This is a genomic window from Aquabacterium humicola (assembly GCF_030167915.1).
Lineage (GTDB): Bacteria > Pseudomonadota > Gammaproteobacteria > Burkholderiales > Burkholderiaceae_C > Pseudaquabacterium > Pseudaquabacterium humicola.
This window is the reverse complement of sequence record NZ_JARGNB010000001.1, coordinates 181,754-194,363: the sequence shown is the minus strand read 5'-3', so window position 1 is coordinate 194,363 and position 12,610 is coordinate 181,754. Positions and strand designations below refer to the sequence as shown.

Below are 12,610 nucleotides of genomic sequence, written 5' to 3'. Positions count from 1 at the left end.
ACTGAACTTTCACACTGCCGTCCATGCCGAGGTCGTCTCGGCGCCGCCACCGCAGAGGATCGCCATGTCGCAAGCCGCCTTCCTGTTCGATACGCCCGTCGCCCTCGCCCCCGCCACCACGCCGGCAGCCCGGGGTCAGCGCCGCCCTCGCCCGGCCGGCATCGACGACACGGCCTTCGAGATCGGCTGGGACTTCGCCCACTACCGGCTGACGCCCCCGGTCGCGCACCTGCATGCCGACAACCCGGTGCGCCAGGGCTGGAGCGCCGGCCGCGCCAGCTTCGGCAGCCGCACCCTGAAGCCCAGCCCCGCCGTGCGCCGCTGGCTGCAGCTGCGCCTGGCGGCCTGGCAGCGAGGCCAGGCCTTCGAGAGCGTGCAGGTGACGCCCCATTTCCTGGCGCAGCTCGAAGTGGCCCGTTGCCCGGTGACTTGCCAGGCGCTCGGCCGCGACGACGAGGCCGCCGACGCCTCGGTCATCGAGCGCCTGAACGGCCGCGCCGCCTACGCGGCCGGCAACCTCGCGATGCTGTCGAACGTCGCCCGCCAGGCGCTGGCCGGCCACGACTGCCGCGCCGCGCTGAGCTATGCCGAGCGCATCGATGCCGGCGAGCAGCCGCAGTTCCACGGCCTCGACGGCGATCAATGGCGCCGCCTCGCGGTGCTGGCCAGCTTCGCGACGCCGCTGCCGCATGCCGAAGCCGCCGCGCTGCCGCTGGTCGTGCTGCCGCCGAACCGCGTGCGCGTGCTGAACCCGGTGCAGGCGCTGCAGGTGATGCTGACGCTGCAGTTCTGCCAGGCCGGTTATGCACGCCGCCTCGTCGCGCTGGCGGCGCTGATGCCCTCGAGCGCCGCACGCCAGGCCTTCCAGGTCTTCATGCACACGCTGCTGGCGCGGCGCATGGCCGCCGGGCCGGTGCTGGACGACGATGCGATGCGCTCGGCGATGCAGTCCGCGTGGCACGACGCGCTGGTGCAGCGCCGCTGGGCGCGGCTGGCGACGCTGCTCGACGAAGCCGATTGCGAGCGCCTGCTGCAGCGCGCCGCGCGCCGTGGCCTGCTCGGCGCGAGCCAGCGCTGGCACAGCGCGTCACAAGCCACGGAGGGCTGGGCGCTGGACCCGGCGGGAGCGCCGCTGGCCGGCGTGCCGGATCAGGACTCGGCGATGCCCGCCACCGACGGCGTCGTGTCGGCGAACGCGATGTCGCACTGAACGCCGGTCGTCAGCGCCACGGTGCTCGCCGCGGCGCCGGCCGGCAGGCCGCGCAACCGCGGCTCGCAGTAGGCCGCCAGCTGCTGCACGCTGACCGGGCCGGTCTGGCCGCAGTAGCGCTGTGCCGGCACGATGCTCGTCGCGATGCATTCCAGCGCCGCGGGGCTCGGATCGATCTGGTACAGCGCGTTGTGGCAGCGCAGCAGCGCGACCGTCGGCAGCTGGCGCTGGCCGGCCACCGCGATCGCGGCGACGACGGCCTGCACCAGCGCATCGCCGCGCACCTGGCGGGTCCAGGCGGACGGATCGTGGTCGCGGCGGTCCTCGCTGCGATCGGTCAGGCACAACAGGCCGTTGCCGTGCTCGAACACCGCATCGGGATGCGCCAGCAGCTCCGAGATGGCGTACTGGCCACGTTCACCCGGCGCGTGCAGCGGCGTCGGCCGGGTCGGCGCCAGCACGGGCAACGCGCGGTCGACCCAGTCGCCGCGGGCATCGACGATCGCCGGATCGAAGAAGAAGGCACGCACCTGCAGGCCGAGCAGCGCCTGCTCGTCGTCCCAGAACAGGGCGCTTTCGCTGCGGGCGTTCATCGCGCACCTGCCTTCGGCACGGCCTGCACCGCCGGCTCAGCCACCGGTTGCAGCGCGGTCGCGACGCTCCAGGCGCCGCCCAGCGCGCTGAGCAGCACGACGGCCGACGCGACGCGCACGCCGAGGCTGACGCGGCGCACGGGCCGGCCGAGTTGCGGCACCGGCAGCGCGGGTTCGGCCCGTGCCGACGCGGCCGACGCGACGGGGGCCGCGGTGCGGGCCGCCTCGTCCGGATCGACCAGCACCCAGCGCACGGCGGACACGCCGCTGCGCTCGAGCATCGATGCAATCTGCACCTGGATCATTCAGATGGCTCCCTCGTTCGCGTGGTTCTTCAAGCGTTCGGCCCCAGACACCGAGTCAGGCACCGAGTCAGGCACCGAAGGCGCTCGCGCCCGGCGACACGGTGGCCGGCGCCGAGTCGGCGTCGTCGTCGACCACTCGTCCGCGCAGCTTGGCCGCGATGTCGAGCGGCAACGCATGCTCGAAGGCGATGCGCAGGGCGGTGCTGGCCGCGCCGCCGGCGAAGCCGAACACGGCGAAGACGATGGCGATCGCCGCGATGTCCTGCACGCCGGCGAACAGCCCGAGGCCGATGGCCGCGAAGGCGCAGGCCCAGCCGCTGCCGGCGAGCACGATCAGGAAAGCCAGGGGGGTGAGGCGTTTCATCCTGGTGGTTTCGGCAATGCCGGCGCCGGCTTGAGCGGCAAGCGCCGTCCGCGCCGACGCTATGCTTCGCGCCCATGACCTCTGCCACCACCCTGGACCGCCGCAGCGATGCCGAACAAGCCAAGCTCGATGCCGAGCTGGTCGCGCTGGTCGAGCAAAAGATCACGTTCAACCAGGTGCTCGGGCTGAAGGTGCACCAGTTGCGGCCGGAGTTCCTGGTGCGCTTCGACATGCGGCCCGAGCTCGTCGGCCACTACCACTACGGCCGGCTGCACGGCGGCGTTATCTCCGCCACGCTCGACGCGATGGGCGGCTGCGCGCTGATGCTGGCGATCGCCGACAAGCACCTCGACGAGACGGCCGACCAGGTGATGCACCGCTTCGTCAAGATGGGCACGATCGACCTGCGCGTGGATTTCCTGCGCCAGGGCATGGGCAAACACTTCGTCGCCAGCGCCGAGGTGATGCGCCTCGGCGGCCGCGTCGGCTCGACGCAGATGCGGCTGGTCAACGACGAATGCACGTTGATCGCCACGGCGGCCGCCGCCTACATCGTGAGTTGAGCATGCGTCTTCCGGCGTTGTTGATCGGGGCCGCCGCGCTGCTCGCGCTGGCGTGCGACGGCCAGGCCCAGCGCGAGGCGCCCGGCGCGCGCAGCGATCCGCCCTCACGCGCGGTGACGCCGCGCGGGCCGCTGGGTGCCGACGAACTGGCGAACATCGATCTCTTCAAGCGCCTGTCACCGTCGGTCGTGCACATCACGACGCTCGAGGTCTCGCGCGACTTCTTCTCGCGCAGCGTGCAGCAGGTGCCGCGCGGCACCGGCACCGGCTTCGTCTGGGACACCCAGGGCCATGTCGTCACCAACTTCCACGTCATCCAGGGCGCCGATGCCGCGCGGGTGACGCTGGCCGACCAGTCGACCCACCGCGCGACGCTGGTCGGCGCCTTCCCCGACCGCGACCTCGCGGTGCTGAAGATCACGCTGCCGCGCGAGAAGCTGCAGCCGATCCCGGTGGGCACCAGCCGCGACCTGCAGGTGGGCCAGCGCGTCTACGCGATCGGCAACCCCTTCGGCCTGGACCAGACGCTCACCACCGGCATCGTCAGCGCGCTGAACCGCGAGATCGACTCGGTGAACCAGCGCACGATCCGCGGCGTGATCCAGACCGATGCGGCGATCAACCCGGGCAACTCGGGCGGTCCGCTGCTCGACTCGGCGGGACGGCTGATCGGCGTGAACACCGCGATCTACAGCCCGTCGGGCGCCAGCGCCGGCATCGGTTTCGCGATCCCCGTCGATGAAGTGAACCGCATCGTGCCGCGGCTGATCCGCGATGGCCGCATCAGCCGGCCGGCGCTCGGCGTCTCCGCCGCGCCCGAGCAGGTGCACCGCGCGCTGCGCCTGCCCGAAGGCGTCGCGCTGCTGCAGGTGACGCCCCGCGGCCCGGCCGAGAAGGCCGGCCTGCAGCCCTTCGCGCGTGCGGCCGACGGCAGCATCATCGGCGGCGACGTGATCACCGCGATCAACGACGAGCCGGTGCGCAGCCTCGACGACATGCTGACGCTGCTGGAGAAGCACCAGCCCGGCGACACGGTGACCTTGAGCGTCTGGCGCAACGGCCGCACGCGCAAGCAGGCGGCGGTGCTGTCGGGCGACTGAAACGCCGCCCGGGCAGTCCCGCTCGCGGCCAATTCCGCCTTTACCTGCCAGGTCATCGCCCGCGCCCGCGAACGGCGCTACCGTCGCCTGCGTGACGGACAAGCCCGGCTTGCCCGGCGATAAGGTCGACCTGACGCAGGAGCAACCGATGACCAGCCCCCAGACCCACTACCGCATCTGCCCCTTGTGCGAGGCCTGCTGCGGCCTCGAGGTGCGCACCGAAGGCCGCAAGGTCGTGGCCATCCGCGGCCTGGAGAGCGACGTCTTCAGCCACGGCTTCATCTGCCCGAAGGCGGTGGCGCTGAAGGACCTGCACGAGGACCCCGACCGCCTGCGCCAGCCGCTGGTCAAGCGCGACGGCCGCCATGTGCCGGTGAGCTGGGACGAGGCCTTCGCCGAGATCGAGCGCCGGCTGCCGCCGATCCTCGCGGCGCACGGCCGCGACGCGCTGGCGCTGACGGTGGGCAACCCGGCGGCGCACAAGGCCGGGCTGCTGCTGTACTTCGCGCGGCTGGCCCGCGCCGCCGGCACGAAGAACCTGTACTCGGCCAGCACGCTGGACCAGATGCCCAAGCACCTGCAGGCCGGCCTGATGTTCGGCACGCTGTTCTCGATCGCCGTGCCCGACATCGTGCGCACCGACTACATGCTGGTGCTCGGCGCGAACCCGATCGCCAGCAACGGCAGCCTGTGGACCGTGCCCGACTTCCGCGGCAAGGCCAAGGCGCTGCGCGCGCGCGGCGGCAAGCTGGTGGTGATCGACCCCCGCCGCACCGAGACCGCCGACGCCGCCGACGAGCACCACTTCATCCGTCCCGGCACCGACGTTCACCTGCTCGCCGCGATGCTGAACACCCTGTTCGCCGAGGGCCGCGTGCGCCTGGGCCGGCTGGAACCGCTGGTGGCCGGGCTCGACGCGCTGCAGCAGGCGGTCGCCCCCTTCACGCCCGAACGCGCGGCCGCGCGCTGCGGCATCCCGGCCGACACCATCCGCACGCTGGCGCGCGAGCTGGCCGACGCTGAGCGCGGTGTCGTCTACGGCCGCATCGGCACCTGCACGCAGGCCTTCGGCACCTTGTCGCAATGGCTGATCGATGCGCTGAACACCGTCACCGGCCACCTCGACGAGCCGGGCGGCGCGATGTTCTCGAAGGCCGCGGCCTTCGGTCCCAATACGATGGGCCCGCCGGGCAAGGGCCGCGGCATCATCACCGGCCGCCACGCCAGCCGCGTCTCCGGCGCGCCGGAGGTCTTCGGCGAGCTGCCGATGGTCAAGCTGGCCGAGGAGATCGAGACCGGCGGCGCGGGCCAGGTGCGCGCGCTGATCACGATCGCCAGCAACCCCGTGCTGTCGGCGCCGAACGGGCCGCGGCTGTCGAAGGCGCTCGACGCGCTCGACTTCATGGTCAGCGTCGACATCTACCTCAACGAGACATCGCGCCACGCCGACGTGGTGCTGCCGGGCGTCTCGCCACTGCAGGACGGCCACTACGACGTCGCCTTCCCGCAGATGAGCTGGCGCAACCATGCGCGCTACAGCGCCCCGGTGTTTGCGCGCGACGAGGGCCAGCCGGCCGAATGGCAGAACCTGCTGCGGCTGACGGCGATCCTGAAGGGGCTTGGCGCCAACGCCGACCTGCAGGCGCTGGACGACGAGCTCACCGCCGACGACGTGCGCAAGCTCGCCGGCGAGCAGACCCCCGCCGTGATGGCCGCGGTGAGCCGCTGGCAGGGACCCGAGCGCCTCGTCGACCTCGCGCTGCGCGCCGGGCCCTACGGCGATCGCTTCGGCCTGAAGCCCGACGGCCTGAACCTCGCGAAGGTCGCCGACGCACCGGGCGGCATCGACCTCGGCGAGCTGCAGCCGCGTCTGCCCGAGATGCTGCGCACGCCCAACGGCAAGATCGAGCTCGCGCCCGCACCGCTGCTGGCCGACCTGCCGCGCGCCGTCGCCGATCTCGATGCCGAGCTCGACCGCAGCGGCGCCGCGCCGATGAGCATCATCGGCCGCCGCGAGCTGCGCTCGAACAACAGCTGGATGCACAACCTGCCGACCTTGGCCAAGGGCCCGCTGCGCTGCACGCTGCTGATGCATCCGGACGACGCGCAGCGCCTAGGGCTTTCCGACGGCGCGCTGGCCGAAGTGAAGCGGGCCGGCCGCGCGATCAGCGCGCCGGTGGCGATCAGCGACGCGATGATGCGCGGCGTGGTCAGCCTGCCGCACGGCTGGGGCCATCACCTCGACGGGTCGCAGCTCGCCGTCGCCGCCGAACGGCCGGGCGCCAACCTCAACGCGGTGCTCGACGAGTCGCTCTACGACCCGTTGTCGGGCAATGCGGTGCTGTCGGGCGTGGCCGTGGAGGTCGCCGCGGCAACCTGAACGCCTAACGCGCCATTTCAGCGGCCAGGCGATCGAGCGCGGCGGCCAGCTCGCCGAACTTCACCGGCTTGGTGATGTACTGCGCGAAGCCGGCCAGCAGGCCGCGCTCGCGCTCGTCGGCCTTGGCATCGGCCGTCAGCGCGATCACCGGGATGTCCACGGTCTGCGGCGATTCGCGCAGCGCGCGCAGCACCTCGTAGCCATCGATGCCCGGCAGGTGCAGGTCGAGCAGGATCGCGTCGGGCGATTCGGCGCGCGCGGCGGCCAGGCCCCGCTCGCCGTCCTCGGCCAGCAGCAGCCGCCAGGCCGGCTGGGTCTGGAAGAAGGCTTCCATCAACGTGCGGTTGGTCGGGTTGTCCTCGACGTAGAGCACACGCAGGCCGCGCTGCGGCTCCAGCGGCGCCGCATCGCTGCTGACGGCCGCCGGCGCGGCCACCGGCGGCGCGGCCGGCAGCAGGTCGATCCAGAAGGTCGAGCCCCGGCCTTCGACCGAGTCGACGCCCATTTCGCAGCCCATCAGCTCGGCCAGCCGCTTGCTCAGCGACAGGCCGACGCCGGTGCCTTCGATCGCGGTGTCCTCGCGGCCCAGGCGTTCGAAGGGCTGGAACAGCCGGTCGAGGCGGTCCTTCGGGATGCCCAGGCCCTGGTCGGTGACCGAGACGCGCACACGGCCGTCGGCCAGCGGCTGCGCGCCGATCACGATGCGCCCGCCGCCCGGCGTGTACTTCACCGCGTTCGACAGCAGGTTGACGAGGATCTGCTTCAGCCGCAGCGGATCGGCCGACACCGCCGGCAGCGACGCTTCCGGCCGCACGTCGAACTGCACCTTCTGCCGCGGCAGCGCCGCCTGCACGATGCCCACCGCGTCGTGCAGCAGCGGCGCGAGGAGCACCGGGTCGAGGTGCACCTGCAGCTTGCCGACCTCGATGCGCGACAGGTCCAGCAACTCGTCGATCAGCTTCAGCAGGTGCTCGCCGGCATGCTCGATCTCGGCCGACCAGCGCTGCAGCGTCGGGTCGGCGTTCGACAGGTTCATCAGCTGCGCGAAGCCGAGGATCGCGTTCATCGGCGTGCGCAGCTCATGGCTCATGCGCGACAGGAACTCGCTCTTCGCCTGGCTGGCGCGCTCGGCCTCGTCGCGCGCCTGCTCCAGCGCCTGCGTGCGCTCGCGCACGCGCGCCTCCAGCTGGCGGTTGACTTCCAGCACCGCGGATTCGGCCTGCTTGCGCTGGTGGATGTCGGCCATGGTGCCGACCGCGCGCCGGGGCGCGCCGCGCGCATCGCGCTCGACGAGCCGGCCGCGCCACGACATCCAGCGCCAGTCGCCCAGGTCGTTGCGCATGCGCATCTCGACGGTGAAGCGCGCCTCCGGCCGCGAATCCTCGAAGTGCCGCCTGATCGCCGAACGGGCCTGGGCAAGGTCGTCGGGATGGATCTGCGCCTCCCAGTAGGCGTAGTCGTGCTGGCGCGGGCCGGCGGCCTCGGCCGAGGTCTCGCGGCCGAGGATGCGCAGGCAGTCCGGCCCCAGGTACAGCCGCGCGTGCACGATGTCCCAGTCCCACAGCCCGGCGCCGGCCGCCTCCAGGCCCAGCCGCAGCCGCGCCTCGCTCTCGGCCAGTTCCGCCTGCGACAGCACCAGCCGCTGGCGCGCCTCGTGCAGCGAACGCAGCAGGCCGTTGGTGGCCTCGACGACGGTGTCCAGGATGTCGGGCCGCCAGCGGCCGCGCTCGCGGCGGTCGAGCTCCAGCCGGCGCAGCAGCGCCGCCGGGTCCTGCAGGTCGATGCCGCGCACGAAGCGGGCCACCTTCGCGAGGTGCTGGGTGATCAGCACCTGGAAGCACACCAGCAGGAAGCCGGCCACCAGCATCGTCTTCACCGCGTTGGCCAGCAGCACCTCGGCCAGCCGCGCCCAGACGCGGCCGAGCACGCGGTCGACACTGGCGACGATGCGCAGCTGGCCGATGGTCTGGCCGCCGGGGCCGCTGCCGCGCACCAGCGGCACCATCATCTCCCGCGTGCGCAGCGACACCGCCCGGCCGGCAAACCAGCGCGTCTGGCCGTCCTCGAGGATCGCGATGTACTCCACGTCGGGCAGGCTGGCCAGCGCGTCGAGCTGGCTCTGCACCTGGATGTCGTCGACGTTCCAGACGCTGTTGGTCAGCGAGGGCAGGTAGTTCGCGCCGACAAATTCGAACGCGCTGTCGATCGCCCGCAGGTCGCGCCGATAACCGGCGTAGAGCTCGGCCGCCGTGATCAGCGCGGTGATCGCCGAGCTGAACAGCACCACGTAGACCAGCACCCGGCGCGCGAGCCCGTTGCCGTGCAGCAGGCCTTGTTGCAGCGGCAGCCAGCGCCCGAGCATCAGTGTCTGAGCAGCGCTCGTTCGACCAGCCGGTCATGCTCGCCCGAACGGCGCATCGCGTCGAGCGCGCGGTCGAAGCGCTGGAGCAGCGCACGCTTGTTGGCGGACTTGTTGAACGCCAGGTGCGTCGGATTGACGGCCAGCGGCGTCGGCAGCGCGATCACCGACGGGTACTGCCCGCTGGCCAGCTGCGCCGTGCCGGCCTGTTCGACCGCGACGATCGCATCGAGCCGCTTCTGCTCCAGCTTGCTGAAGTTCTGCGCGTCGCTGGCCACTTCCTCGGCCTGCAGGTGGCCGCCGCGGCGCGCGGCGTCGAAGGCGTCGCCGTAGCTCCAGCCGCGGATCACGCCGATGCGCAGCCCCGCGAGGTCGGGCACGCCCGCGAACGCCCGCGGCTTGTCGCGGCGCACGTAGAGCACCAGCTTCTCGACGAAGATCGGGGCGCTGTAGTCGTATTTCTGCACGCGTTCGCTGTTCTTGTAGATGCCGCCGACGCCGATTTCCGCCTGCTCCAGCGCCGCCAGCGCACGCGACCACGGCAGCGCCTCGATGCGCACCGGCACGCCGATGCGGTCGAAGCCGGCCTGCAGCAGCGCCGGATAGAGCCCCGCCGCGCGCTCGCCGTCGGCGTACATGAACGGCGCGTTCTGCGAATCGACCGCCACCCGTTCCTGCGCGGCGACCGGCGGCGACAGCAACGCCACCACCAGCGCCCACGCCGCCCACCGGCCCCACTTGCTGACCATCGCACGCTCCCGTGCAGGCTGAGTCGTTCGCTCTCCCGGTAGCGCGCATTGAACCGCGCCGGCCCCGCGCTGTCCAGCACGGCGCCACGCGGACTTGCCCGGGGTGCGCCGCAGTCGCTGCGGTACGATTCGCGGCCTTCGCGGGGGCCGGTCCGCACCCACCCCGAAGCCCGCCCGAGGCCCCCCGCGCTGCCCGTCACGCTGTCGTCTTCCCCCGGAGTTTTCCTGCCATGCAAGTGATCTGCCTCGACCTCGAAGGCGTGCTGATTCCCGAGATCTGGATCGCGTTCGCCGAACGCACCGGCATCGCCGAGTTCCGCCGCACGACGCGCGAGGAGCCCGACTACGACAAGCTGATGCGTTACCGCATCGGCCTGCTCGAGCAGCACGGCCTGAAGCTGGCCGACATCCAGGGCGTGATCGGCGGCATGGCGCCGATGGACGGCGCGAAGGACTTCCTCGACGAGCTGCGCAGCCGCTTCCAGGTGATCATCCTGTCGGACACCTTCTACGAGTTCGCCGACCCGCTGATCCGCCAGCTCGGGCGGCCGACGCTCTTCTGCCACAAGCTGGTGGTCGACGACGCGGGCTTCGTGCGCGACTATCAACTTCGCCAGCCCGACCAGAAGCGCCGCGCCGTCGAGGCCCTGAAGGGGCTGAACTTCCAGGTGATGGCGGCCGGCGATTCGTACAACGACACCGGCATGCTGGGCGCCGCCGATGCCGGCTTCTTCATCCACCCGCCCGAGACCATCGTCGCGCAGTTCCCGCAGTTCCCGGTGAACCGCAGCTATGCCGAGCTGAAGGCCTCGTTCGACGCGGCCTCGGCGCGCCTGCTGGCAGCGCCGAAGGCCTGAGCCTCGCGGCGGCCGGCGCGCCGAATACCCGTGCCGCCGCCGCTCAGGGGCTGCCCGCCTAGAATCGCGGGTTACCCACGGAGGGCTGCATGCCTCCTGCCCCGCGCCAAGCTCTCGAACTGCTCTCCCCCGCGCGCGATGCCGACATCGGCATCGCGGCGATCGACCACGGCGCGGATGCCGTCTACATCGGCGGCCCCGACTTCGGTGCCCGCGTCAATGCCGGCAATACGCTCGCCGACATCGAGCGGCTGGCGCGCCATGCGCACCGCTACCACGCGAAGATCTTCGTCACGCTGAACACCATCCTGCGCGACGACGAACTGGAGCCCGCGCGCCGCCTGGCCTGGCAGCTGCACGAGGCCGGCGCCGACGCGCTGATCGTGCAGGACATGGGCCTGCTCGAGCTCGACCTGCCGCCGATCCAGCTGCACGCCAGCACGCAGACCGACATCCGCACGCCCGAGAAGGCGCGTTTCCTGCAGGACGTGGGCTTCGCGCAGATGGTGCTGGCGCGCGAGCTGACGATCCCGCAGATCGAGGCCATCCGCGCCCAGGTGCAGCAGGCGACGCTGGAGTTCTTCATCCACGGCGCGCTGTGCGTGGCCTACTCCGGCCAGTGCTTCATCAGCCACGCGCACACCGGCCGCAGCGCGAACCGCGGCAACTGCTCGCAGGAATGCCGGCTGCCGTACACGGTGACCGACACCGCCGGCCGCATCGTCGCGCACGACAAGCACGTGCTGAGCCTGAAGGACAACAACCAGAGCGCGAACCTGCGCGCCCTGGTCGACGCCGGCATCCGCAGCTTCAAGATCGAGGGCCGCTACAAGGACCTCGGCTACGTCAAGAACGTCACCGCGCACTACCGGCAGCTGTTCGATGCACTGATGGAAGGCGATGGCGCGCCCGCCGCCGCAGGCGGCGCCTCGTTCACACGCGCGTCGTCCGGCCGCACCACCTTCCTCTTCACGCCCGACCCCGAGCGCAACTTCAACCGCCAGGCGACCGACTACTTCGTCACCGGCCGCAAGGAAGACATCGGCGCCTTCGACACGCCCAAGCATGCCGGGCTGCCGCTGGGCGAGGTGATCAAGGTCGGCGCCGACCACATCGACCTGCAGCTGGCCGAGGGCGCCGATGCGCCGAACAACGGCGACGGCCTGACCTGGTGGGACCTGCAGCAGGAACTGTGTGGCGTGCAGGTCAACGTCGCGCGGCCGCTCGACGAAGCGCGCGGCCAGTGGCGCGTCTTCCCGAACGAAAGCACCTCGGAGCTGAAGGACCTGAAGCGCGGCCGGGCGCTGTACCGCAACCGCGATGCCGCCTGGGACCGGCAGATGGACCGCAAGTCGTCCGAGCGCCGCATCGCCGTCGACCTGCGCCTGGACGAGACGGACGACGGCCTGCTGCTGACGCTGACCGACGAAGACGGCCACGTCGGCCAGGCGACGCTTGAGCACGCCTTCCAGGCGGCCCAGCAACCCGAACGGGCCCAGGCGCAGCTGCGCGAGCACCTGGGCAAGCTGGGCAACACCCTCTTCTCGCCGCGCGACGTCGAGCTGGCGCTCGCCCGGCCCTGGTTCCTGCCGGCCTCGGCCGTCAACGCGCTGCGCCGCGACGCGGTGGCCGCGCTCGAAGCGGCGCGCGAGGCGGCGCGCGAACGGCTGCAGCCGGCGCGCGCGGTCGAGCCGCCGGTGCCCTTCCCCGACGACACGCTGAGCTACCTGGCGAACGTCTACAACCACAAGGCGCGCGACTTCTACGCCCGCCACGGCGTCAAGGTGATCGAGGCCGCCTACGAGAGCCACGAGGCGCTCGGCGACGTCAGCCTGATGATCACCAAGCACTGCGTGCGCTACTCGCTGAGCCTGTGCCCGAAGCAGGCCAAGGGCGTGACCGGCGTGCAGGGCACGGTGCGCGCCGAGCCGATGACGATCCGCCACGGCGACGAGACGCTGACCCTGCGCTTCGACTGCAAGCCCTGCGAGATGCACGTCGTCGGCCGCATCAAGCGCAACGTGCTGCAGCAGGCCGCCGCCGTGCCGGTAAAGGTCTACCGCACCCGGCCCGCGGGCGGCCGCGTCACGCAAGGCTAGTCCCGGCCGACGCACCGGCGGCGAACGCGCG

11 protein-coding genes are annotated in these 12,610 nt (G+C 71.8%); 6 read left to right on the top strand and 5 right to left on the bottom strand.

Annotated features, from left to right (window positions below; all coding sequences use genetic code 11):
• The first annotated feature begins 64 nt into the window (after positions 1-64).
• Complete coding sequence (locus P1K89_RS00860; protein ID WP_284614459.1) at positions 65-1,210, top strand: hypothetical protein; 1,146 nt, start codon at positions 65-67, stop codon at positions 1,208-1,210.
• On the opposite strand, the gene P1K89_RS00855 is transcribed toward P1K89_RS00860, so the two are convergent.
• The 3 genes from P1K89_RS00855 to P1K89_RS00845 form a co-directional block, all read right to left on the bottom strand.
• Positions 1,150-1,803, bottom strand: coding sequence for a hypothetical protein (locus P1K89_RS00855; protein ID WP_284614458.1), 654 nt, complete (start codon positions 1,801-1,803; stop codon positions 1,150-1,152). The two genes, P1K89_RS00860 and P1K89_RS00855, sit on opposite strands and share 61 nt — an antisense overlap.
• Positions 1,800-2,108 carry a hypothetical protein gene (locus tag P1K89_RS00850; protein WP_284614457.1) on the bottom strand — a complete coding sequence of 103 codons (309 nt, stop codon included), beginning with the start codon at positions 2,106-2,108 and terminating at the stop codon, positions 1,800-1,802. Before P1K89_RS00850 ends, P1K89_RS00855 begins: the two co-directional genes overlap by 4 nt.
• Positions 2,109-2,175: 67 nt before the next feature.
• A complete protein-coding gene (locus tag P1K89_RS00845) occupies positions 2,176-2,472 on the bottom strand; it encodes a hypothetical protein (RefSeq protein ID WP_284614456.1) in 297 nt (98 codons plus the stop codon).
• Between the two features lie 74 nt (positions 2,473-2,546).
• Between P1K89_RS00845 and P1K89_RS00840 the strand changes: the two genes are divergently transcribed.
• The 3 genes from P1K89_RS00840 to P1K89_RS00830 all read left to right on the top strand — a co-directional run bounded on the left by P1K89_RS00840 (position 2,547) and on the right by P1K89_RS00830 (position 6,515).
• Entirely contained in the window at positions 2,547-3,035 is a 489-nt protein-coding gene (locus P1K89_RS00840; RefSeq protein WP_284614455.1) for a thioesterase family protein, read from the top strand.
• 2 nt (positions 3,036-3,037) lie between these two features.
• Positions 3,038-4,135 carry a S1C family serine protease gene (locus P1K89_RS00835; RefSeq protein WP_284616284.1) on the top strand — a complete coding sequence of 366 codons (1,098 nt, stop codon included), beginning with the start codon at positions 3,038-3,040 and terminating at the stop codon, positions 4,133-4,135.
• 148 nt (positions 4,136-4,283) lie between these two features.
• The gene (locus tag P1K89_RS00830) at positions 4,284-6,515 is read left to right on the top strand and encodes a molybdopterin-dependent oxidoreductase (protein WP_284614454.1); all 2,232 of its coding nucleotides are present in this window, start codon (positions 4,284-4,286) and stop codon (positions 6,513-6,515) included.
• A gap of 4 nt (positions 6,516-6,519) precedes the next feature.
• Here the strand turns inward: P1K89_RS00830 and P1K89_RS00825 are convergent, their stop codons facing one another.
• Together P1K89_RS00825 and P1K89_RS00820 are read right to left on the bottom strand one after the other, a co-directional pair.
• Positions 6,520-8,877 (bottom strand): ATP-binding protein, encoded by a 2,358-nt coding sequence (locus P1K89_RS00825; RefSeq protein ID WP_284614453.1) that lies wholly within the window; start codon positions 8,875-8,877, stop codon positions 6,520-6,522.
• Entirely contained in the window at positions 8,877-9,623 is a 747-nt protein-coding gene (locus P1K89_RS00820) for a substrate-binding periplasmic protein (RefSeq protein WP_284614452.1), read from the bottom strand. Before P1K89_RS00820 ends, P1K89_RS00825 begins: the two co-directional genes overlap by 1 nt.
• Before the next feature lie 230 nt (positions 9,624-9,853).
• Here P1K89_RS00820 and thrH point away from each other — a divergent pair, with 230 nt between their 5' ends.
• Both thrH and P1K89_RS00810 read left to right on the top strand, forming a co-directional pair.
• A complete protein-coding gene (gene thrH, locus P1K89_RS00815) occupies positions 9,854-10,480 on the top strand; it encodes a bifunctional phosphoserine phosphatase/homoserine phosphotransferase ThrH (RefSeq protein ID WP_284614450.1) in 627 nt (208 codons plus the stop codon).
• 89 nt (positions 10,481-10,569) lie between these two features.
• Positions 10,570-12,579, top strand: coding sequence for a peptidase U32 family protein (locus tag P1K89_RS00810; protein WP_284614449.1), 2,010 nt, complete (start codon positions 10,570-10,572; stop codon positions 12,577-12,579).
• Positions 12,580-12,610 lie beyond the last annotated feature (31 nt).